The sequence below is a fragment of the Deltaproteobacteria bacterium genome (assembly GCA_016219225.1).
Classification (GTDB): domain Bacteria; phylum Desulfobacterota; class RBG-13-43-22; order RBG-13-43-22; family RBG-13-43-22; genus RBG-13-43-22.
In genome coordinates this window covers 1-23,030 of sequence record JACRBX010000341.1, presented here as the reverse complement: position 1 = coordinate 23,030, position 23,030 = coordinate 1, and the positions used below count along the sequence as shown (strand labels likewise).

Genomic DNA, 23,030 nt, shown 5'->3' with positions numbered 1-23,030 from the left:
TTGCAACTTGAAACTTTTTTTCAAATTAATCTTGGCAATCTGCGTCGATCTGCGTCCCAAAAGGAACTTTCTATACCATCACGATAAAGCGTTTTGCAAATCCGCCAATCCGGTTATCGGAGTCCGGCAGGCAAATTGCTCGCAAAGATAAACCGTAGGCCCCTGGCCCAGAGGCATCAAGGCTTCGACAAAAGGGGCAAGTTTAATGATCCCCTGGCTATCCTGCCCCTCCGGTCGCCTTAACAGGACCTTGTTGGGGAGAAAGGTCCGGTGGATCAGGGCAATCATTTCCTGGTTTTCTTTTTGATCAGGATCTCCGGCCACCACCATCTCCTGACTGGGGCCCACCATGAAAACCAGTGCATTCAGGAACTGGGTATAGGCCATGGGGTACCCGCTGACGGTCCCGGAAAAGGATCGGAATAGATGATCCGCCTTTTCCTCCCATTCAGGATTTCCGGTTAACCGCCCAAGACGCAAGAGATTGAGGGCGGTTACCGAATTCCCCGAAGGGGTCGCTCCATCATAGAGTTCTTTTTCCCGGGCAATCAAGGACTCGCCTCCTTTGGCTGTAAAAAAACAACCCCCCTGTTCCGGGTCCCAGAAATAATCCATCAGGAATCGATTCAGGGTCAGGGCCTCCTCTAAATAGGAGACTTCAAAGGTAGTCTCATAAATCTCGATGAGGCCCCAGATAAAAAACGCATAATCATCCAGATACCCAGGGAAGGCGATATGTCCGTCCCGATACCGTCGATAAAGACCGCCTGAAGGGGTGCGCATCCTTTGTAAAATAAAATCAGCCGCCCTTTTGGCCGCCATTGCATAGACAGGATCATTCAGAGCCTGACTGCCTTTGGCCAAGGCGGCAATCATCAGCCCATTCCAGGCAGTCAGGATTTTATCATCCTTTAAAGGATGGACCCGCTTATTCCGCACCTGAAAAAGTTGTTCCCGGGCCTCAGTTAACAGGGCTTCCAGATCCATGGCCTTCATTTTTTCCCGGTCGGCGAATTCTTCCAGGGGGATTGAAATATGGGGGATGCTCAGGCCTTCTTCAAAGTTACCGGCCGAATGGATGTCATAGAATTTGCAAAAAAGGTCTGCTGGGCCTTGTCCCAAAATCTCCCCGATCTCTTGAGGCCTCCAAACATAAAAAAGCCCTTCCTTTCCCTCACTGTCGGCATCTTCGGCCGAATAAAACCCCCCTTCTGGAGATTGCATGTCCCTCAGGACATAAGAAAAAATCTCCCTGGTTACCTGGGCGTAAAAGGGGTTTTTAAAGGCCTGATAGGCTTCGCTATAAGCCATGGCCAGCAGGGCCTGATCGTAGAGCATCTTTTCAAAATGGGGGACCAACCACTTTTCATCCACGGAATAACGGTGAAAGCCTGATCCGATCTGATCAAAAAGCCCTCCAAAACGCATGGCCTCCAGGGTTTTTTCGATCATCTTTTTTGTTTCCGGATCTGGATCGTTTTTATAGCTTCGCAAAAGAAAAGTCAAATGATGGGGGATGGGGAATTTCGGGGCAGCCCCGAAACCACCCCAGACGGAATCAAATGCCTTGGCCAACTGCTGATGGCCGGACTTAAGGGTTTGCCGGGTTAAAGGCGGCCCCGTCGGACCGGTCTCCGATCTGGTTTGGATAGCCTGGATAGTCTCTTCCCCTGCTCGAAGGATTCGTTCCCGATCCTTCTTCCACAAGGTCCCTATCTGGGTCAGCAATTCAATGAATCCCGACATCCCCTGACGGCTTCTTTTCGGGAAATAAGTCCCGGCAAAGAAGGGCTTTCCATCGAAGGTCATAAAAATGGACAGGGGCCAGCCGCCCCGGCCGGTCAGGGTCTGGCAGGCGGACATGTAGATCTGGTCGATATCGGGTCTCTCTTCGCGATCGACCTTGATGGCCACGTAGGATTGGTTTAACAGCCGGGCAACCTCTTCATCCTCAAAGGATTCATGGGCCATGACATGGCACCAATGACAGGTGGCATAGCCGACGGAAAGAAAGATGGGTTTGTCTTCTTCTCCGGCTTTTTGAAAGGCTTCTTCCCCCCAGGGATACCAATCCACCGGATTTTCAGCATGTTGGAGCAGGTAGGGGCTTTTTTCATTAATCAGGTGGTTGGACACCGTCGAAATCCTTTTTATTTTTAAGAATGTTCCTCAGCTTCGGATTAATTCCTTATGCCACTCAGGGAACCACGAAGCATGGGAATAGACTCAATGAATTTCAACGAACGACGGCCTTCTGCCGAAACCCGACCCCAGAACCCTGATCCCTGAAGGTTATTTTTCGAACTAACCGCTTCAGGGGGTAACGATATCCGCTTCGGCTTCCATTTGGCATTTGGTGAAATCGATTTCCTGTTTACACCCTTTGCAGGTATGTCTCTTGTCGAATTCATCGGAAAAAATCTCGACTTCTTTCCCGCAATTGGGACATTTGCAGACAAAGGACTTTAAATTCTTGTTTTGATATAATCCCGGACAATGTAGTGGGGTGGTCATAAGTGCCTCCTTAATATGAAAATACGGTTCAAGGTTCAAGGTCCAGGGTTCAAGAGGCTATAGGCGAAGAAAACCCATAAAATCGTTTTACCTTGCCCCTCGCCTATTGCCCATAGCCCATAGCCCCCAAAAAAAATTTCTTTATTCTTTATGATGCTGAACAGCCCTTTGGCCCAGGGCATAGGCTTCTTCAAGGGCCGTGGGATGTTGACTGATACTCCCCTTTCCTTCTACGGCCCTGAAGAAAAGACCCCCTTCATAGCTTTTATCCAGGGCGTCGAAAAAGTATTTGGCGGTAAGTTGCACACCGTCGAATAAATTTTTCCCTTTGGTAGCGCCCACGGCGACCAGATAACCTTGCCCATGGTCGTATCTTTTTCTCTGATCCGGAGGTTTTTCCAGCATCCTTTTCGACCATAGGGCCTGGGAGCGATCGACCAGGGCCTTGGCCTGGGAAGGGATCCCATAAAAAAAAATCGGGGACGATAAAACAATAACCTCCGCCTCCCGGAGTATCGGATAGACCTTATCCATATCATCCGGGATGACGCATTCCCCGGTCTTATCGCACCCACCGCACTCCTGGCAGCCCGCGATCTTCAGGTCCCTGATGTAAATCCGCTTAATCTCCGCTCCGGCGGACCCTGCCCCATCCAGCACCTTATCGAGGAGGAGGTCGCTGTTGCCGCCCTGGCGCGGGCTCCCATAAATCCCCAGGACCTTCATTTGGGGGCTTCCTCTTCCTCCACCACCTGGCCTTTATGTTTTGTCCCGCACAGAGGGCAGAGAATATCGATCTCCTTCTCATCGCCGATAAACTTTTCCCGGAGTTTTTCCGGACCTAAAAAGGTGATATCCCCGCAGGCACAGGCCGGGCATTCGGCCCGGACGGAATATTTTCTTTTCGACATCAGTTCTTCCTCTCCGTGATCACTATTGGTTTCTCGTACAAATTGTCATTTCGAACCCGCGCCGTCGCGGGTGAGAATAGCTACCAGATCCCTCAATTCGTTCAGAATGACCAAAAGGACTCTTTATGATTTCGCCACTCGTCACCCGTCACTGATTTCCTTTAAGTCTTTCGTCCGGACCGCTGAATCCACATTCCGGGATATAGCAGCTTACATTAACGAATTCACATTTTTCCTTGCAGGAAGGGCATTCTTCCGGTGGTCTTTCGGTTTTAAGGGTATATCCGCACTTACTGCATTTCCATTGGTCTTCGGCCATTTAAATCACCTCTTTGATTTATTTTTTTAATGGCCCCTTCTATCCATTGCTGAAGGGGTTTTTCTTGCAAAATATCTATATTAAATATTTTAATCATCCGATTTTCTATTTGCAAGACATTAAGAAGCGGAAGGGCTTCGAAGAGCCCCATTTCCCCGATGGCCCAAGCCGCCGTTCCCTGTAATTCAGGATCCCTTTTTGTTAAGGATTTCAACAAAAAGGGGATAACCTTGGCCCTTAAGGCCTCATCTAAAAATCCGATACGTCCAAGGCCCCAGATGACCCCTTTTTGTATTTGTTCATTTTCAATAAAACATCCTTCCTCGGAGATATAGGCCGCCAGCAAACAGGCATATTCATTTTGCAGGGCCGGAACAACGGCCAGGATCTCGCCAAAGGCCTCGGCCATGCCCCAGCCCATACCTCCTGATTCTTCATTCAGGTTCCAGATCAACTGCCGGATAACCTTTTTGGCCCGTTCCGGGTCCTGGGAAAACAATTGAGCGGTCACTTGACCCAGGGCTTTAACGGCCCGCCATTTAAGGAGTTCGTTCGAATCGGTCAAAATCCCGATCAGCCCGCTGACCACTTTCCCGCCATGGCCCATAGCCATTTCGGTCAAGGAGCCGTAGGCCTCCTTTTCCAGGAGATCTCTCAGGATGTTTAGCAGTTTCAATTTTATTTTTAGAATTTATTCTTCCGGGCTGAACTGGTCCTTGCCAACCCCGCACAAAGGACAGACCCAGTCATCCGGAATGTCCGCAAAGGCGGTGCCGGGTTCAATCCCATTTTCCGGATCCCCTTCGGCCGGATCATAAACATAACCGCAAACATCACAAACATATTTCCCCATTCGTTACCTCCCTCGTCTTTTTTTGCGTTTCAGCCATTCGGCCATCTCTTCGATGTTCTTGCTTAAGTACCAGCGCCCATCGCCGAAGACCCCATAATCCGCCCCCATCATGGCCGAAGCCAGACGGGTGGAATTGGCATAGAAGAGCCATTGTTCCACCCATTTTCTTTCCAGGGCTTCATTAAAAGGACTGTCCTTTTGGGCCGGCCCTTTGGCCAGTCCCTTTTCCCAGGCTTTATTCATTATTTGGGTGGCCGTCCGGGTCAGTTGGTTAGTGGTCTTGATCGTATTTTCCAAACGTCTGAAGTGCCCTTCTACCCAATTCCGGCTATGGCAGGACAGGCAACCCTTTTGCATGGTCTGGCGTCGCCGGCCTTGTTCCTTCTGGTCTATCAGATAGGCCCCGGCCGGTTCCCCGGAAAGTTCCGTGGGCAGCGGCAGGCCGGCCTTGTTCCGGATAATTGTCGTGTCCGGGGACCGGGGATGGGGGTGGGCGTATATGAGGCCGAAATGTCGCCAGGGCAGGCGGTCATTCATCCGGTGGGTCCTTTCGGCCACCACCTCCCCTTCTCCATCGATCAGCAGGCTGACATGACAGGCGGCACAGGTCGGGGCCGTAAAATCTTTTCCCACCTTCCAGGGAATATTTTTAAAATCCCATTCTTTCCCCTGGGTAAAAAAAATATTGCCGTGTTTGCTGACCGAATAGACCTTATAGGCCGGCACATCCGGTCCTTTATGGCATTGGGAACAGGTATAGGGCTGGCGGGCCATTTCGACGGCAAAGGCATGCCGGGTATGACAGGCCGCACAGGAACCGAGAGATCCATCGGGATTGACCCTTCCGACCCCCTGGTTGGGCCAGCCGGAAAGGATAGGGAATTCCATGGTCCCCATCGACGTCTCCCGGGTCTGCTTCCCTTTTACCTCCACCAGGGTGCCGTGGCAATGATAGCAGGAATCGTATTGGGTCTCCAGGTCCGGCCGGGCATGAACGATTTTTCCCTTCCGGTATCCCTTCAGGCCGTTAATCTCATCGGTCAGCCCGCTAAAGAGCGGATTGGCCTTCAGATTGTCATAGGCCCGGGACATTATATTCTGACCGAACTGTTCGAATTCCGTACTGTGGCAGACTGCACAATCAGCCGGGGTCACGACACTATGGATAGTATAACCGTTATGCTCAAAGCTGTCTTTATGTTTTTCCGCATTCAGGGTATGGCACTCGGCACATCCGACAACCGAAGCCGATAATCCGGCCGGCACCTTTTCGCTGGAAACCCGCCTTTCGAGCTTTCCTTTTTTAAGGGCTTCGCCGGGGGTATGACCGGCATGCCGACTTTTTTCCCAGTCCCCGACAATCCCTGGGGAAATTGATTTGTGGCAATCGAGACAGGCTTTGGTGCCTTCGCTGACCTTATCCTTTTTAGAAGAAGAACCGGCAAAGGCGGAAATCCCGATCAGGGGAAGAACAATCAGGACTCCGATGAGCATCCTTTTCAATATCATAGGAATTCCTCTTTAAACCTCATGCCCCAAGAGCGCCTCACCAAGCATGAAAATATCTTTGGCCGACCCCCGACCCCTGATCCCTGACCCCTGAATGCTATTTTCGTATTAAGCATAGGATCCCAAAATCTGTTTCACTTTTTTTTGATCCACCCCACGGCCGACTAAAGGCCCTTGTTTCAACACCGGGAAATGGTCTTCAAAGCTCGGCCGTTTATTCCGATAAATGACCCCCACCGGAATCCGTTCGCCCCATTCCATGGCCGTTTTCATGGCCGGCTCCCATTGGGCGGGGTCATAGTCATCCGGCAGGGCATAACAGCGCTTCTTATACCAGGCCAGGGTGTTGACCAGGTTAAAGGAAATACAGGGCTGAAGGATGTCGATCAGAGAGAAGCCGTGGTGGCTTACGGCCTGTTGAATCAAGTCGGTCAGATGATCGGCCATCCCTGAAAAAGCCCGGGCAACAAAACCGGCCTGCATGGCCACAGCCACGGCCAAGGGATTAAAAGGGGCCGAGGGCACCCCTTGAGGCTGGGCCTTGGTGATCCGTCCCTCCTCGGTGGTCGGGCTGGCCTGGCCTTTGGTCAAACCATAGATTTGATTGTTATGGACCAGCAGGGTCAGATTGATGTTCCGGCGGATGGCCGCCAGGAAATGGTTGCCCCCTTCCCCATAGGTACAGCCGTCCCCGCTTTCGGCAATAACCGTCAATTCCGGGTTGGCCAATTTAGCACCGGTGGCTACAGGCAAGGCCCGGCCATGGAGACCGTTAAAGACATTAGCCCTTATATAATGGGGGGCCTTGGCGGCCTGTCCGATACCTGAGACCAACAAGACCTGATGGGGTTTTAGACCCAGGCCGACCAGGGCCTTTTTGACGGCCGACAGGATGGAAAAATTTCCACATCCAGGGCACCAGGCGGTTTCAAACGTTCCGTAATCTTCCAGGGTGACCATAGCTAAATTCTGCCTTCAGCCTCAAGTTCGTCGAAGACGAACGCTCCTCAATGGAAGCGCTCCTCAAACGCCTTTATTATAAACTCCGGAGTAATGGGCAATCCGTCATAGCGTAACACCTGCTTGGCGATCTGAAATCCTGTTTCCTGCCGGATCAAGCGGGAAAGCTGGCCAAAGGCATTGCCTTCCACACAAACCACTTCCCCGGCCTCCTTAAGGAAACCCATAAATTGCTCCGGCACCAAAGGCCAGACCTGTGAAAAATGGAGGGTCCCCACCCGTTTTCCTTTTGATCTCATTTTAGCGGCGGCCTCTAAGACCGATCCTCTGGTGGATCCCCAGGTGACCAGCAACAAGTCCGGCTTCGTATCCCCGGAGAACTCCGGAGGGTCAACCTGCCGGACCAGGGTCTCGATTTTTTTGAGCCTTTTTCCCACCATCTGTTTCCGTATCGAGAGATCCTCGGTCAGATGCCCGTCTTCCGTATGTTCATCACTGTCGGCCACGACCAGGTGTTCGCTCCTTCCCGGAAGCAGTCGGGGCGAAATCCCCGTTTCCGTCAGGGCGTAGCGCAGGTAAGAGGCGACCGGACCGGACCATTCCGTACCGGGACGAACCGGTGAAAGATCGGACACCTCAAAAGGATCGATGGCCCGATAAGAGTCGGCCAGAAATTGATCGGTCAGTAAAAAAACCGGAGTTTGAGCCAACTCGGCTAATTCAAAGGCCTTACGGATCAGGCGGAAACACGCTTCCACCGAACCCGGGGTAAAAACGGCCCTGGGAAATTCGCCATGGCCGGCATATAAAATAAATTCCAGATCGGCCTGTTCGGTTCGGGTAGGCAAGCCGGTAGCCGGCCCGGGACGCTGGGCCACTACGATGACCAGAGGCGTTTCAGTCATCCCGGCCAGACTGACCCCTTCCACCATCAAGGCAAATCCCCCCCCTGAGGTCGAAACCATACTGGGGACTCCGGCAAAAGAGGCCCCGATGGCCATATTAATGGCCCCGATTTCATCTTCGGCCTGTTCGACAATCAAACCCATGGCTTCAGCCTGGGGGGACAAGGTCAGGGCAATGGAGGTGGACGGGGTCATGGGATAAAAAGAAAAAAACTTCAGACCGGCAGACAAGGCCCCCAGGGCAATGGCCTCGTTGCCATGCATCATCCAACGTCGGCCCGGATGGGAAGGGTAGGGTAGTTTCGGGAAAGATACCGGCTGTCCCTCCGTCCATTGATAGGCCGTCTTCAGGATCTTCCGATTTTCCCCGGCCACGGAAGGGGGTTTATGAATAAAAAATTCTTCCAGAGCCTGGCCGACGACCTCTTCCGGAAGACCGATGAGGGCCCCGGCTACCCCCAAAGCCAGGATATTGGAAAACCTGGCGGCTGCTAATTTTTTGAAAGGGACCTCCAAACAGGCCAATCCGTTTCCTTCCCAGCCGCTGTCCACCACCATCAATCCCTGGGAAGAAAGCTCCGGCCCATGGATAGCCCTGGTCTGGATATCAAGGCAAATCAGCAGATCGATAGTTTCCTGAGGGGCACGGACTTCTTCTGCCGAGGTGCGGATGGAAAAGGTGTTGTGCCCCCCTCGGATGCGGGATTGATAGCCCTGGGTAACCACAATAAAAAAACCATTGCGCACCAGACCCTTGGCTAACAATTGTCCGATAGTTACCAGACCCTGCCCGGCTTCACCGCCAAAAACAACGTTGACGGAACGGTCGGTCATTCCTCACCATCTAACCCGGCACGTTCTTTTTCTATGAACCATCCTTCAGGATCGGTGAGATAATAGCGGGTATCTTTCAAGGCTTTCCAATGTTCCTTTTCCTCCAGGATCATCTTATCCAGAAAGGCGGCCTCCAGGGGATCGGTGGCCCTGGCCCGTTGATCCTGATAAAAGGTTACACTGGCCCATTCCATATCCAAACCCAAATCGACCGCCTCGAGATCACCGGCCGGGGCCTTTATTTTTCCCATTTCCCTGTCGGTCAGGTCCCGGAAAAAGGCCCCCAAGTCCTTAAACGGCCCTTTTATGGATTCCCAGTCCCTGGTCCAGCACTTCCCGGCCGTCAGGGTATCATGGATCTGTTTGATCCGTTGGGTATGGAGAATCTCATCTTCCGCCAGGGCCGCAAATATTTCCATACACTGGGGATCCCGGCAGGAATCCCGGGCCTTTTCATAAAAGGCTTTTCCCTTTTCTTCCATGGTCAGGGCCGTAGCCAGCATGTCAAGGGAACACTGGGTTGGACTGGTCATTTTTATCAGGCCTTCCATAACCCGTGGAGGTTGCAATATTCCCGGGCGGTAATCTGCTCGGCTTGGACTTCGAAAAAGGCCTCCGGGACCATCCCGGGTTTCAGAAACTGGCGATAGGCCTTCCCGTCGGCAATCACTTCTATCCATTCGATATAATGTTTCTCTTCCATGGGATGGGCCACGCTCCCCACTTTAACCTTAAAGCCGCTGGCGGTTTTTTCAATGACCGGCACGTGCTTTTCTTTGGCAGCATCCACAGAATTTTCAACGAATAACTTCATAGGCTGGCCGCAACAAACCAACTCCCCCTGGCCTTCATGGAGCACCTCTACGATGTTCCCGCAAACCTCACACTTGTAAATTTGTAATCGTTCGGTCATGTTTTTCACCTCTCCATTTTGTTTAATAATCAAATCATTGCAAAAAGCTAAATTGATTAGGCGGTTAGTCGCTTAGTCCAATACATCGGCAAAGTTCTGTCGATCAGGTGAGCAAGGCCCCTCTATCCGTCATTCCGGCAAGATTTAAGCCGGAATCCAGGGACTTTGGTTTGCATTTTCTTAAAAACCTGGATTCCCGATAAAGACATTCGAGAAAGACGAAAAAGGGTGCTACAGTTTTAAGTCAAGTGCCCCATCAGGGGCCACCTCTTCCGGGGAACCTCCCTGACGAGGGATAGGCGCTTACACCCTGGATCGGAGAATTTATAAGTTATCGTCTAATAACTCGTAACTCGTATCGCACAACCCGCAACAATGAAATTTCAAATAACTTTGGTTAGTACTTAATTTAAACTACTATCAAAAATGTTTCAGAAAAGACATGGGGGAAAACCTGTATTTTTCAATAAAAAACAACCTATTTGCTTTTTTTTTACCAGTTTTCTCTCAATAGTTCGTAATAATCCCTGGGGTGGTCGCAGGCCGGGCACTGGTCCGGGGCCTCCGGGCCTTCATGCAGATAGCCGCAATTCAGGCAACGCCAGACCACCGGTTTATCCTTTTTAAAAACCCGGCCGGATTGCAGATTGGCCAGGAGCCCCAGATATCTTTTTTCATGCTGCTTCTCGGCTACGGCAATGGATTCTAAGATCATGGCTATATCATTAAAACCTTCTTCTCGGGCTATCCGGGCAAACCCAGGATACATTTCAGCCCATTCATAATGTTCACCACCGGCCGCTGCTTTTAAATTCTCGGCAGTACTCCCGATAACACCGGCGGGAAAAGAGGCCCGGATCTCGACCTCCCCGCCTGAGAGCAACTTAAAAAGGCGTTTGGCATGTTCTTTTTCCTGGTTGGCGGTCTCTTCAAAGATAAATGACATCTGAACCAGACCTTCCTTTTTGGCCTGGCTGGCAAAATAGGTGTAGCGGTTTCTGGCCTGGGATTCCCCGGCGAAAGCAGTCAGGATATTCTTCTCTGTTCTGGATCCTTTTAGTTCCATGATCTTTTTCTCCTTTGAATTTATTTGCGGTTTGAAATTCTGATGACCCTGTAAAAACTCGTCATTCCCGCGCAGGCGGGAATCCAGGCCAGACGTAACCAATTCTAATCACTGGATTCCCGTCCCCGATTAAGATATTCCAGGACAAGCTTCCACGGGAATGACAAAATCGGGCTCTTTCGGCTTTTTTACCAGTCCATCAAATATGGGGAACTATTTAATCAAAATAGGTCAGGCCTCCGGCCTGACATCAGATAAGGATCGAGCGATGATCAAAAGGAACGATCTCTCCCGCAATCAGGACAAATCCAGGTAATATTATTACATGTCAGGCCCCAGGCGTTTTCCTTGAGGCAAAGTTGGCAGATTTGAAATCCACAAGGGCAAACCCAGCAAAAGGCTTCCCCTTTGCCGCAACAATGGCATTTAAAGTGCCTTCTGGGTTTTTCTTGCCTTTTTTTAATCTCATCGGACATGGGATATAAAATCTAAATGGATTTTATTATCGGGGAAAAATAATCAGCGTATCTCCAGTTCGTGCCGGGTGGTTTTTATCCAGTTTGTTCCATCGGACCAGTTCGTCGGTAGAGACCTTGAATTTTTTGGCAATACCCTGGAGGGTTTCCCCTTTTTTGACTTTGTACTGGATCTTTTCTTTTACAACAGGAGGTTTCTTCTCCTCTAACAGGCGCTTCTCCAATTTTCCAACTTTGGTTGACAGATCCCGGTTAATGGCTTCCTGGGACTTGAGCCGTACTTCCAATTGGGTTTGGTTGTCTTGAATCGCTTTGATCTTTTGGTCGAATTTTCCAGCCTGTTCCCTGGAACTGGTTTCCATAAAATTTATTTTTTTTTGTAATTTTGTGGAAGTCCCGGAACTTTCCTGGAATAAAATGAAATACCCGATATAAATCAGGCCTATTACAATTAAGAGACCGAACATGATCTCCAAAGCCGATAATTTGAACCGTTGTTTAAAATAAAAAGGCGACCCTTGATCCTGGGATGGGGATGGGGATGGGGTATTTTTTATTTCCGATTGATTTTCCATTGATTTTTCCTTGGGAGGCGGATTTTTAATTTAGAATAATAACAAAAATCGATTGGATTTGTCAATTTAGGAGATGTCTACGAAAGCAAGATTGGATTATTGAGAGAAAAAAAAGAGGGAATAATGAGTCTGGATTTGGGGTGCCCCTCCGGCATAATTCGATTGACCTATTCAAATTACCCGATCTGATCGCCCAACCTCCCCGAGGTCCGACGTCCTATTATTTTATTTTTTTGGGGGTCCAGCCTCCGGGCCGCTTTAAACTTCCATATATTTTTCCCGGGCCTGGGGGTTGGCATTTAATTCTTCTTTGGTCCCGGAAAATCCGACGTGGGCCTTGCCCATCAGATAAACGCGGTTGGCCAGCGACATGGCCACCTTAAAGTTATGTTCCACCAGTAAAATCGAAACTCCGGCCTTGTTGATCTCGGCCAGGATGTCCCGGACTTCCTGGACCATGATCGGGGCCAGCCCTTCGGTGGGTTCGTCAACCAGTAACAGTTCCGGGTTGCCCATCAAGGCCCTTCCTATGGTCAGCATCTGCTGCTCACCGCCGGATAAGAACCTTCCTTTTGAGCCGGACCTTTCTTTCAGCTTGGGAAAATGCTGGAAGATCCGCTCCACGGTCCACTTGGTCCCGTTGATGTTTTCGGATATCTTCCCTCCCTTAATACCGATTTGAAGATTATCCACCACGGTCAACTCCGGGAAGATCCTTCTCTCTTCCGGCACATAGCCTATCCCCTCCCTGGCCACTTTGTAGGGGGGAAGCCCGGAGATCTCCCGGCCTTTAAAGACGATGGAGCCCGATTTCGGTTTGAGAAGTCCCATAACACTCTTCAGCGTGGTGCTCTTGCCCATGCCGTTTCTCCCCAGTAAGGCGACGATTTCCCCAGGCGCCACCCGTAAGGAGATATTTTGCAAGGCATGGCTCAGCCCGTAGTAGGTATTGAGTCCCTGTACATTCAGCAGCATCCTTAAACCTCCTGTTCCCCCAGGTAGGCATCCTTCACCGCCTGGTTCTGCCGGATCTCATCCGGCGTCCCGGTCGTTAAAATCTGCCCATAATGGAGAACGGTAATCCGATCGGCAATAGAAAAAACCACATCCATATCGTGCTCGATGATGACCATGGTTTTCCCTTCGGTCAGTCGCCGGATCAAATCCACGGCCGTGTGTGTTTCATCCCGGGACATGCCGGCCGTGGGCTCGTCGAGGAGGACCAGGTCCGGGTTCGTGGCCAGGGCCATGCTGATTTCCAGGGAACGGTGTTTTCCATAGGACAATGCAGCGGCCGGAAAATTCCGCTCCCCGTCCAGATTGATCCTCTTCAAGACTTCTTCCGTTTCCCGGGTGATCTCCTTCATCTTGTCCACTTTATGCAGCAGGTTGAAGCGGATCTTATTCTTGGAGAGGATGGCCAGACGAATATTCTGAAAGGCCGTCATATTGTGAAAGGTACTGGTGATTTGAAACGATCGCCCCAGGCCCAACCGGGTCAACTCATGGGGCCTGGCCCCGGAAACATCCTTTCCTTTGAAATGGATTTTCCCCTGGCTGGGCCGGTAGGTCCCGGTGATCACATTGAAGAGCGTGGTTTTGCCGGCGCCGTTTGGGCCGATGATGGCATGCCTCTCCCCTTCTCTAACCTGCAGGTTGACGTTGAACAGGACTTCCAGTCCTTTGAAATCCTTATACAGTCCTTTGGTCTCCAGGATATTCATGAAACCTTCTCCATTGGGGCCTTTGCGGCCAGGGGGGAACCCCATCTTTGTTTCAAGTAAGTTATAAAGCCCATCAGTCCCCGAGGGGCAAACAGAATGACCAGAATGAGGATCAGACCATCCACCAGTTCTACCCGTTCGGTATAGCGGGTGGTTATTTCGGTCAAAATCTGGAGGACTCCGGTGCCCAGGAGGGGGCCGAAAAAGCTGGCCACCCCTCCGACCATGACGTTGATGACCGGGGTAAAGGAAATCAAAACACTCAACCCGCCGTCGGCCGAGATCAGATTCTGGAACAAGGCATAAATGGAGCCGGCCACACCGGCAAAGGCGCCGGAGATCACATAAACCGCGGCCTTGGTCTGGGGCACCTTAAAACCTATGTAGTCGACCCGCTTGCTATTATCCCGGACCCCGGTCTGTATTTGTCCAAAGGGGGTTTTGGTCACAAACCACATGATCCAGAGGCTGAGCCCTAAGACGGCCATGGCAAAATAATAGAAGTTGGCCGAGTCTTTTATGCTGACCGACAGGATTCCCGGAATTTGAAAATCAGGCAGGGGAAATCCTCCGATGCCGTCCTCGCCGCCGGTTATGGTTCGTAATTTCAGGGCCAGGACATACATCAACTGGCCGAAGGCCAGGTGCAGCATCGCAAAAGCCGTGCCGCTGACCCGGACGACCAGAGGGCTCAGTATGAGGGCCAGGAGGGCTGCGGCAAAAAAACCGAACAAGAGGGCCGGGATAAGGGGCATTCCCTCTATATGTTTCAGGGCCAGGGCCGTGGCGTACCCTCCGGTGCCGAAAAACATGGCATGGCCGAAACTGAACAGACCGGTAAAGCCCAGCAGAAAATTATAGGAGACGGAAAAGACGGCAAAGACGGCAAAGGTTACAAAAAAGTTGGTATAGTAGATGCCGAATAACTTGGGATATAAGATCAGGACCAGGATTAACCCCGCCCATAAAAGCCACCGACCGGTATTATTCATCATTCCCTTTCTCCGAACAAGCCCATAGGCCGAATGGCCAGGACAATAGCCATGAAGGCAAACATCAGGACCGGCGCCAGAGCAGAAAAGAACTGCACGCCATAAGAGCTCAACAGCCCGAATATAATAGAAACGATAAAGGCCCCCATGAGGCTCCCGAATCCTCCGGTGACGACCACCATAAAGGCATCCATGCCCACCTGGCCGTCCAATCCGGGAAATACCGTCAGGATGGGGGCGATGACCACCCCGGCCACCCCGCCCAGCCAGGTCCCCACGCCAAAGACCACCATGAAGACCAGAGGGATATTGATCCCCAGGGCATTGACCATATCGGCATCGGAAACAGCCGCCTGGACGATTTTGCCCAGTCGGGTCTTGTAAAGCAGCAGAGCCATAAACAACAAGACCAGCAGGGCCAACCCGATAACGAAAAGCCGGTAGACCGGATATTCCATACCGGCTATGATGACCAGACCCTCCAGAACAGGAGGCATCTTCACCGGCAGGCTCTCCGTGCCCCAAAAAATCTTGACGGCCGCCAGTATGACCATGCCGAAGCCGACGGTGACGATCAATTCCGGTAAATGGCCGCCGACATGCACTTTTCGGAGAATCAATCTTTCCAGCAGGATTCCAAAAATGGCGGTGATGATCGGGGCCAGGAGCAGGGCCAGCCAGAAGCTCCCGGTCCAGGTTATAAATTGATAGCAAAAATAGGCGGAAAGCATGAAGAAAGCCGTATGGGCCAGATTCAAAATCCCCATCATCCCGAAGATCATATTCAATCCGGAGGCGATCAGGAAAAGTATCATGCCGTAGGCCAGCCCATGTATGCCCTGGGCCACGTACATTGCGGTTTTTGGGTCCATCTAATCCTCTTGCAACGGTTTAAGTTCAGTAAAAAAATGTTTACGTTCAGTAAAAATAGGTCAGGCATCCTGCCTGACAGGGCCGACCGCCGGGGGCTACAGACTAAAACCCTTTAGACCATAGACCCGGCGATCGGCGCCCTGTGATTCTTTCACGTGATGCCCAACGGGGCATGAGGGTTTAGTTAATCTCCCGAAGGGCTCTTCCCTTTGCAACGGTCCAGCTTCTGATCCATCAGAGGCAACACCTTAGCCGCCGGAATCGTAAAGGTGGGACCGGGGTTGGAAGTACCCTTGAACCAATAGTTGGGCGGGATATTGAACGATACCTTCTGTTGTTCCGGGGGGACGTATTCAAAGACATGCAGGTCCTGAATCGCCTTGTGGTCGCAGGCCCGCATTTTCATGACCTTCCCGGTTGTATATTGATAGCTGTCCCCTTCCCAGACCTTGATGATCTTTTCCGGATCTACGCTGCCGGCCCGCTCGATAACACTCAGAAGCCAGTAAGTCTGCTCGGTGTAGGAGCCTATGTTTCCTACTCCGTGTTCGAACAGACGGGTATTGAAAGGGGCCTTCCATTTATTCTTCCACAGGTTGTTCCAGGTCTTGTAGTATTTGATCTGATCGGGTGTCTTGAAGGTGGGGAGTTCCGCACCGTACTGGCTGAGCTGGACCAGTCCTTTGGTCCCGTCGACCCCCACTTCATGCAGGAAATTGGGTTCATCTAAAAAGGTGTGGGCAAAGGGCAGGTTGATGCCCATCTGCCGGGCCTGCTTCAGAAGGTTGGCAGCGTCCGGGATCCAGTCCCCGGTATAAACCACCTCGGCCCCGGAGGCCTTGATCTTGGTCAGGAAAGGGGCGAAGTCGGTCAGAAACAGCTTATGGTAATCCTCGCCGACGATCTGGGCATCCGGATAGTATTCTTTCAGACCATGTTTGAAGCCGTCTGCCATAGCATGTCCGAACATGTAGTCCTGGCAGAGGATATAAAACTTCTTTTCCTTTTTCCGGATCTGTCCGTAGTAATAGGCTATACCCCGGCCGATCTGCTCGGTGGAAAATGAGGACATGAAGGCATAGCGGGAGAAATTCGTGGCATCCTGGAGTTCATCGGATAAGGAAGCGGCGTTCTGAGAAATGACCTTGTACTTATTGGCCACGTCGTTGATGATCTTTTGCAGATTGCTGCCGTCCGTGCCCCAGAGGACATGGACCTTTTCCTGCAGGATCATCCTTTCGCAGACCTTTTTGCACTGGTCCGGCTTGGACATGTGGTCGGCCTTGATGATCTGAACCAGCTTCTTTTTTCCGTCTACTAACAGGCCGCCTCTTTTATTGATGTCATGGGCGGCCCAAAGAACGGAGATATAATAGATCTGCCCCACTATGGCCGCCGGGCCGGAAAAAGAAGCCACGATAGCGATCTTGATCGTGTCCCCCGTGGGAATCACGGGGTTGTTGGGGTCAAAATCCGACATGTCGCCCATTTTGTTGAATTCAAACTTGGCATTAGCCGCCAGGGCCTGGGGTGGCATAAAAGTCGTCAGGGAAAAAAAGGACAACAAACAGACCAAAACAAAAATCCAGTTACCATTCCTTTTCATCTTACTTCTCCTTTCTATTGCCCATGGTAAAAAATTTGGAAACTAATTTGCTCTTTAGAGAAAGGTATTATGATATGATGTGTGCTTCTCACTTTCTTATCAAGTAAAATGCGAGAACATAATTCAAGAAGAAAATCAACTGCCACCGCAGATCTTTGGCGAATACGGATTCGGAACGACAAAAAGGATTTTTAAAAAAGATAACTTATATATTAAAATTATCTTTACCATGTCAAGAAAAAAATGCATAGTGAGGGAGAAAAATGTTACGGTTAATTAATGGCCATTAACCATTATATTAAATATTATAAACCTATTATGATTGATCGCCACGCAAAATGAAAAAGCAGTTGATTTTTGCAAAAGTGTTTTTTTTGAAACTTACATCTTGAAATCCTATTTTCGAACTAAATAGTATTCCCGGCCTTGATGGCGCGGCATTGAAACGGTCTTGAACAGAGAGGAACCTTTGTTATGAATAGAACCAGGGGGGGTTCTTCCCAGAAGGAGAGGGTTCTGCATGAAGCGGTCCTGCTCTTCTGGAAGAAAGGGTACCATGACACGACCATGAAAGATATCGCCACGGCCTATGGATGCAAGCCGGCCAACATTTATAATTTTTTTCCGCAAAAAGAGGCTATTCTATACGAAATCCTTCGGTCTCAAATCGAGACCATCATTTCTTACATCAAACCTCTCGAGGACGATGAAACTACCAGCCCGGTTGAGCAATTGCGGTTTTTTATTATCCAACATGCCACCTATGCCTTAGGTCACAAAAAAACGAATAAATTACTTTTTGACATCGGGCTGGACCGCTTATCGCCAGCCAAACGTAAAAAATTTGTGGCCTTACGGGACACCTACGACCGGATACTTTGCAAGATAATTACCCGGGGCATTAAATCCGGCGATTTTCAGGAAATCGATGTTAAGCTGGCGGCTTACAGCATAGCTTCGATGATTATGCGGGTCAATATCTGGTATTCTCCGGATGGCAGGCTGTCTAACCAGGAGATTATCCATTTTTATTGTGATTTTGCCCTGAGAGGATTACGGGGTGAAGCCCCCAAAAGCAAGCAAGGTATTGCCAAGGGTCGGAATACCAGGAAAAATAAAACTCCGGTTTAAGAGAAGACCCTGTGCAGGGGGTGGGAATTCCCGATCGCAAACCGGCCCGGGGAGGGCATCCCGGGCCGGTTTGCGAAGCTATTTACCGAAAAGCTGGCTCAAGCGCAGGAGCAGAGACAGGTCTCCGGCCACCTGATATTTTTGTTCCATAAACATCTGCTGACCGTCGGCCTTGCCGGTCATGATATCCATCCAGACCTCAAAAGGGGATGAAATAACCAAGTCCGGCTTTTCCGCCTCTCCCTGGACCGGTGTCAGGCTGCCATTCTCAATCCGAAAATAGCAGTGTCCTTCGACTTCCCCGGAAAAATGGAATTGAATGACCGCCCTTAGATCATGAGCGGCCTCCGGTTTGAATCCCATGGGCATGATAATCATAAAGGTCTCGATGGAATCCGGACGGGGCATGAGGCCTTTTTCGTAAAATTCTTTGGGGGTTACCCCTTCGGCAATGCAGGTTTTCCAGAACAGGTTGCCCATGGTCGCGAAGGCCTCCTTATCCTCGATGATTTCCTGATTGATTTGGGCCATCGTTTCCGGAGAGACCCTTAAATCCCGAACAATCTCCCGGCCGGCCTGTTGGAAGGCTTCATAAATTACCTGGGCCTTTTCGCCGAGATAAGGCAAACTCTCGGCCGCCGGCCGGTAAATTTCCGCTACCAGATTCCCCCGGCTTCCAAAAATAAACTGCACCCAGGAAGACATCTGGTCAAAAACACCTGCTTCCGGAAAACCGGCCACCGAAAGGAAAACCGCCTTGGGCAGGTTCTGGCGCAGGGGATGATGGGTTGTTCCATTGTGCTGCTCAAAGAAGGGCTGCAGCACCGGCAGGGTCCGTTCGATAAAGGCCTTCATGGCGGCATTGATCGTGTAATGATAAAGCGGCGAGGCATAAATCACCAGATCGCTGGCCAGCCATTTAGGAAAGAGATCCCGGCTCATATCGTCCTGATGGATGCACAGACCCGGGGTCTTGGTCCAACAGGTAAAACAGCCGGCACAATAGCGGATCGTTTTCTTCCGAAGCTCGATCACCTCGACCTCGGCCCCGGCCTCCCCCATCCCTTGAACCAGGTGGTTCAGCAGCAATACGGTTTTACTCTGACCCTCACCCCGAGGGCTTGAATTTACAGCCAGTACCTTCATAACATCCTCCTTATTTTTTATGCACGTTCATGATGAATTTGTATCGGCCCTTGAATTTGAAGCAGTCTTCAAATTTTATTGCTCTCTTCCAATGGTGTCGGCATCCTCCACCACCGCCAGCCACTTTCTCAGGGCGGCCTCCAAAATTTTCTCGGCCCGCTTGATATCCAGACGATATTTCTCCGGAATGAAAGAAAGGTCCACCACATAGATCCCGTTTTGTTTGACCCAAAAAGGACAGGCGGCCAGTTCAGTTTCAGTAAGTTGGGCCAGATGAAAGGCCACCCGGTTGAGAACGGCCTTGCAGTTTTTGATCTTCACCCCCTGAAAGGCGTAGTTGTTGGCAAAGAGTCGCAAGCCAGGAATCTTCCTGAGGGATTGCTCTTCCCGGATCAGAAAGTAAAAAGGCGCTATCAAGGTTTGGTAAGCGGGCCAAAAGGCTTCCGAGTTCAGATGCTCTTGAATCATGGAAACGATGGGCGCCATCTCCTTTCCGTTGGGGTCAAAATCGAGGAGCTTGGCCTGCCCTTGTGGCAGACCGCCTTTTTCCTCCAGCCTCCTTTTCAGTTCAGGGCGTACCAGGAAGGCCGCCTGGCACCTTTGCCAGACCCTCTCCGGAAGTCCTTCCAGATCCAACTCCCCTTCGTCTTTGGCATAGAAGATGGGCAGGCATGAGCGCCTCTCCCCGGGTGCTTCAGAATAAAGGGGCTGGATGGATTTTCCGTAGGGGAGAAATCGGGCCTCCAGGGCGGTCATCTCTTCTTGATCAATGAAAGCGATATGGGCCGCCTGACCGATATGCTCTACCCCTACGACCTGGAGTATGTGCCGGTCATAATCAAAGGCCGGATGCTCGGCCTGCCATTCCGGGTAGGTCAGAATCTGCAGTTCTTCTTTAAGGGCCGTCGGCAGCCTCTCGATCCCGTCGGGACCGAACAAATTGTCCTGAGGGAGGATCATGGTCCGGCATCCGGCATCACAGGCGGTCTCCAATTTTTCGGCCAGGCCGCCGATCGGGGTTATCCTCCCCTGGGTGTCGATTTCTCCGGTCATGGCCACATCCCGGCGGATGGTACGGCCCGTAAGAGCCGAGGTCAGGGCCAGGGCGATCGCCCCGCCGGCCGACGGCCCGTCTTTTGGTGTGGAGGCCCCCATGAAATGAAGATGGATGGGGGCTTCAATCTGTTCCAGTTTTATGCCCAGCGTTTCTGCGCAATGAAGAATGCCGGTGGTGGCCACCTTTCGGCTTTCATCCATGATCTTCTGGATGTTGCCTGTTGCCTGAACCATGCTCAGGAAGCTTTGGCGTCGCCCCTCAATCTCTGTCCCAAGACGGATGGGTGTGGCCTGAATGGGAATAATAGATCCGATACCGAGTTCGACGACCACTCCCAGGGCCAGCATCTCCCCAATCCGGTCTTCTTCATTAATCTTCCAGGGCCGTCTGGGGGCCCGCAGGTTTTCCTTTATTTTGCGCCGGGTGAGTCGCACCGAGGGTTTCCCCCCCAGGAGGATCTCCCGGCGCAGAACCCTTAAAAAGAGGGTGCGAATGATCCGCTCCAGTTCTCTGACCCCCGGTTCGTAGGTATAGTCCTTGATCAGGAGACGGATAAGATCTTCCTCCTGCTCGGGATCGAAGTGGATGGCCTCCGGCCCGATCTGGTGTCTTTCCCGGACCCTTCCGATCAGGTGGTGCCTGGCAATGGCCAGCTTCTCTTCGATGCTATAACGGTTAAGGACAACCACCTCACAGCGATTCACTACAGGAGCCGGTACGGTTTCCAGGGTATTGGCCGTCAGGATAAATTGACAGTTGGAGAGGTCGATATCGATGGTGGTTTCGGTGTACTTGTCATGAAAAAGGTGGTTCTGTTCCGGATCCAGGATCTCCAGCAGCGGAGCGATAGCGAATTTCTCCGTCTTGTCCGCCTCATCCAGAATAAACATCCCGTTCATGACCCCCATCTTGATCAACCCCTGGACGATAGCCCCCGGTTTGGAACCTTCATAGGTAAATCCGTGGCCCTTCATATCCGTCTCGTCGCGCATACCGCCCAGGGAGACTTTATGATAGGGGATGCCAAGATTCTGGGCGATGGAAATGGCAAAGGAGGTTTTTCCAACCCCAGGAGGACCCACGAAAAGGAAGGCGCTACCTGTTCGTCGCGGACGGAAATTCTTATCCCGGCCCCACTGTTGGTAACGCCAGATAAGATTGGTAAAAAAATCGCAAACCATCTCTTTGGGTCCCTGGAGCCCATAATGGGTGCTGTTAAGTCCTTGCTCGAAGGCCTCCGGGGACACCTCGATCCAGTGGGTTTTTCCCCAGGGAATGGCCAGCAGGGTTTCAATGAGTTCGGTATACTTGGGACCGCTTTGGCCGATGGCGCTGGCCCGGTTTTTATCTATGACCTCCAGGGCCTGGCGGGGAAAGGCCGGATCATTTCGGACCGCTTCGATGCGATCCTTAAGGCTTTTTACCGGAGGGGGGGCCGGTTCTACGGCCCGGACCGCGGGTACCGGCGACGGCGGGGCGGCCGGGAGGCGAATCGTCAACTGCTCAGTCAGGTTCTTCAAGGCCCCTTTAAAGAAGGAATAAGCCTCTTGCATATCGAGGCCTTCCAGGTTTCTATCCGACAGATCCAGTTCGCGAAAGAGATCCATCAGCCCCCATCGTTCCCGGAAGGTTTTAAAAATATCAACCGCTTTTTTTTCATCACCGGCGATAAGGATGGAAAAAAGGCGAAGGACCCGGCGAAGGAAATTCGTCCGCCCCATCAGCGAATAGGCGGTATTCCGGCTCCGCCGGAAGTATTCGCCCAGCAATCTCAAAGCCATGTCTCCGTCGAGGATAAAAAAGAGACCTTCCACCAATTCCTCGGGACCATCGGCCAGGCAGGCCGCCAGCTCGGACAGGATTAAAAAAATCAGATCCTCAGAGGTCTGTTCCTGCTCAGCGGCATTAAAAAGTTTCAGATAGGGTTGCCCTTTAAGCCCGGTCATTTCATCGGCCAGGGCATTCCGAAGCATCCGGTAAAAGGTCGGGTCTTCGGCCCGGCGATCCATGGCAAAGTCGACATCGGATAGGATCACTTCTTTTTCGGTTTTTTCAGGGTGAAGGGCATGCTCGATCTCGTGCCGGAGGAGGAATTCGGAAAAGGCCAGCATTTTGCCTTCTTCTCCCCGGTCTCCACCCAGTTTGGAATCGGGATGGGTAGGAAAGACAAAGGCCAGGTAGTCGAAGACCCGCTCATGGATATGGATCGTCCAATTCTTCTCCCCTTTGGTGATGATGCTTACGGTTCGGATGCGGTTTGCTTCATCATCGAGCCGTTCGATAACCAGGAGTTCGGCCTGCCGGTTGATCTTACCGGGGTCGGTCCCCCGCTTTCTGAAAAAGGGAAGGACCCGTCGGTGCATCAAGGTCCTCAGGATCTGAATGACCCGGGTAATCTCTTCCTGTTCGGGTGCCGGAAGGCTCTCCAGGACCCGAAAGTCAAATTGGATAGGAAACATGAACCTTTCTCCTTCCCTGACGCCAAAGCTGATTGCGCCGGATCACTGCATAGGTGCCCATGGCCCTTTCGGCAGATTCGAAAAAAGGAATACCGGCCTTAAAAAAGTCGGCGCCGAAATCCGTCTCGGATCCGGGAATGCTGATCACCACAAAGGGCTTCCCGTAATCTCTCTGGGCCTGGATGATGGCTTGTTGGTAGGCCTGGT

Annotated in this window: 22 protein-coding genes; 1 reads left to right on the top strand and 21 read right to left on the bottom strand. The window is 51.5% G+C overall.

The annotated features are described in order from the left end of the window. Nucleotides 1-78 precede the first annotated feature (78 nt). From HY879_27370 to HY879_27285, 18 genes are all read right to left on the bottom strand, one after another. A complete protein-coding gene (locus HY879_27370; GenBank protein ID MBI5607068.1) occupies nucleotides 79-2,154 on the bottom strand; it encodes a thioredoxin domain-containing protein in 2,076 nt (691 codons plus the stop codon). A gap of 159 nt (nucleotides 2,155-2,313) precedes the next feature. Continuing rightward, a complete protein-coding gene (locus HY879_27365) occupies nucleotides 2,314-2,514 on the bottom strand; it encodes a hypothetical protein (GenBank protein ID MBI5607067.1) in 201 nt (66 codons plus the stop codon). Nucleotides 2,515-2,655: 141 nt separating this feature from the next. After that, a complete protein-coding gene (locus tag HY879_27360) occupies nucleotides 2,656-3,240 on the bottom strand; it encodes a flavodoxin family protein (GenBank protein ID MBI5607066.1) in 585 nt (194 codons plus the stop codon). After that, nucleotides 3,237-3,425 carry a hypothetical protein gene (locus HY879_27355; GenBank protein MBI5607065.1) on the bottom strand — a complete coding sequence of 63 codons (189 nt, stop codon included), beginning with the start codon at nucleotides 3,423-3,425 and terminating at the stop codon, nucleotides 3,237-3,239. The genes HY879_27360 and HY879_27355 overlap by 4 nt, the downstream gene beginning before the upstream one ends. 290 nt (nucleotides 3,426-3,715) lie before the next feature. Then, nucleotides 3,716-4,420, bottom strand: coding sequence for a HEAT repeat domain-containing protein (locus tag HY879_27350; protein MBI5607064.1), 705 nt, complete (start codon nucleotides 4,418-4,420; stop codon nucleotides 3,716-3,718). A gap of 15 nt (nucleotides 4,421-4,435) precedes the next feature. Further along, entirely contained in the window at nucleotides 4,436-4,597 is a 162-nt protein-coding gene (locus HY879_27345; GenBank protein MBI5607063.1) for a rubredoxin, read from the bottom strand. A 3-nt stretch (nucleotides 4,598-4,600) separates the two neighbouring features. Next, nucleotides 4,601-6,106: a hydroxylamine oxidase gene (locus tag HY879_27340; GenBank protein ID MBI5607062.1), complete on the bottom strand. Its 1,506-nt coding sequence runs from the start codon at nucleotides 6,104-6,106 to the stop codon at nucleotides 4,601-4,603. A 108-nt stretch (nucleotides 6,107-6,214) separates the two neighbouring features. After that, on the bottom strand, nucleotides 6,215-7,066 hold the full coding sequence (locus HY879_27335; protein MBI5607061.1) for a 2-oxoacid:ferredoxin oxidoreductase subunit beta: 852 nt from the start codon (nucleotides 7,064-7,066) through the stop codon (nucleotides 6,215-6,217). Between the two features lie 47 nt (nucleotides 7,067-7,113). Beyond that, nucleotides 7,114-8,805 (bottom strand): 2-oxoacid:acceptor oxidoreductase subunit alpha, encoded by a 1,692-nt coding sequence (locus tag HY879_27330; protein MBI5607060.1) that lies wholly within the window; start codon nucleotides 8,803-8,805, stop codon nucleotides 7,114-7,116. After that, on the bottom strand, nucleotides 8,802-9,338 hold the full coding sequence (locus HY879_27325) for a ferritin family protein (protein MBI5607059.1): 537 nt from the start codon (nucleotides 9,336-9,338) through the stop codon (nucleotides 8,802-8,804). The genes HY879_27330 and HY879_27325 overlap by 4 nt, the downstream gene beginning before the upstream one ends. A 5-nt stretch (nucleotides 9,339-9,343) precedes the next feature. Continuing rightward, entirely contained in the window at nucleotides 9,344-9,718 is a 375-nt protein-coding gene (locus HY879_27320; protein ID MBI5607058.1) for a desulfoferrodoxin, read from the bottom strand. A 493-nt stretch (nucleotides 9,719-10,211) separates the two neighbouring features. Beyond that, nucleotides 10,212-10,787 (bottom strand): rubrerythrin family protein, encoded by a 576-nt coding sequence (locus HY879_27315; protein MBI5607057.1) that lies wholly within the window; start codon nucleotides 10,785-10,787, stop codon nucleotides 10,212-10,214. Between the two features lie 499 nt (nucleotides 10,788-11,286). Further along, a complete protein-coding gene (locus HY879_27310) occupies nucleotides 11,287-11,835 on the bottom strand; it encodes a LysM peptidoglycan-binding domain-containing protein (protein MBI5607056.1) in 549 nt (182 codons plus the stop codon). Between the two features lie 258 nt (nucleotides 11,836-12,093). Then, complete coding sequence (locus tag HY879_27305) at nucleotides 12,094-12,810, bottom strand: ABC transporter ATP-binding protein (protein MBI5607055.1); 717 nt, start codon at nucleotides 12,808-12,810, stop codon at nucleotides 12,094-12,096. Nucleotides 12,811-12,812: 2 nt separating this feature from the next. Next, nucleotides 12,813-13,559 carry an ABC transporter ATP-binding protein gene (locus tag HY879_27300; protein ID MBI5607054.1) on the bottom strand — a complete coding sequence of 249 codons (747 nt, stop codon included), beginning with the start codon at nucleotides 13,557-13,559 and terminating at the stop codon, nucleotides 12,813-12,815. Beyond that, on the bottom strand, nucleotides 13,556-14,551 hold the full coding sequence (locus HY879_27295) for a branched-chain amino acid ABC transporter permease (GenBank protein ID MBI5607053.1): 996 nt from the start codon (nucleotides 14,549-14,551) through the stop codon (nucleotides 13,556-13,558). Before HY879_27295 ends, HY879_27300 begins: the two co-directional genes overlap by 4 nt. Further along, nucleotides 14,551-15,423, bottom strand: coding sequence for a branched-chain amino acid ABC transporter permease (locus HY879_27290; GenBank protein ID MBI5607052.1), 873 nt, complete (start codon nucleotides 15,421-15,423; stop codon nucleotides 14,551-14,553). The genes HY879_27295 and HY879_27290 overlap by 1 nt, the downstream gene beginning before the upstream one ends. Nucleotides 15,424-15,608: 185 nt before the next feature. Further along, nucleotides 15,609-17,030: an ABC transporter substrate-binding protein gene (locus tag HY879_27285; protein ID MBI5607051.1), complete on the bottom strand. Its 1,422-nt coding sequence runs from the start codon at nucleotides 17,028-17,030 to the stop codon at nucleotides 15,609-15,611. Nucleotides 17,031-17,504: 474 nt separating this feature from the next. On the opposite strand from HY879_27285, the gene HY879_27280 reads away from it, so the two are divergent. Beyond that, a complete protein-coding gene (locus tag HY879_27280) occupies nucleotides 17,505-18,161 on the top strand; it encodes a TetR/AcrR family transcriptional regulator (GenBank protein MBI5607050.1) in 657 nt (218 codons plus the stop codon). Between the two features lie 78 nt (nucleotides 18,162-18,239). On the opposite strand, the gene HY879_27275 is transcribed toward HY879_27280, so the two are convergent. From HY879_27275 to HY879_27265, 3 genes are all read right to left on the bottom strand, one after another. After that, a complete protein-coding gene (locus HY879_27275; GenBank protein MBI5607049.1) occupies nucleotides 18,240-19,307 on the bottom strand; it encodes an NAD(P)H-dependent oxidoreductase in 1,068 nt (355 codons plus the stop codon). Nucleotides 19,308-19,382: 75 nt separating this feature from the next. Next, on the bottom strand, nucleotides 19,383-22,823 hold the full coding sequence (locus HY879_27270) for an AAA family ATPase (GenBank protein MBI5607048.1): 3,441 nt from the start codon (nucleotides 22,821-22,823) through the stop codon (nucleotides 19,383-19,385). Next, a partial coding sequence (locus tag HY879_27265; GenBank protein ID MBI5607047.1) for a hypothetical protein occupies nucleotides 22,804-23,030 on the bottom strand: 227 nt, incomplete at its 5' end. The genes HY879_27265 and HY879_27270, both read right to left, overlap by 20 nt.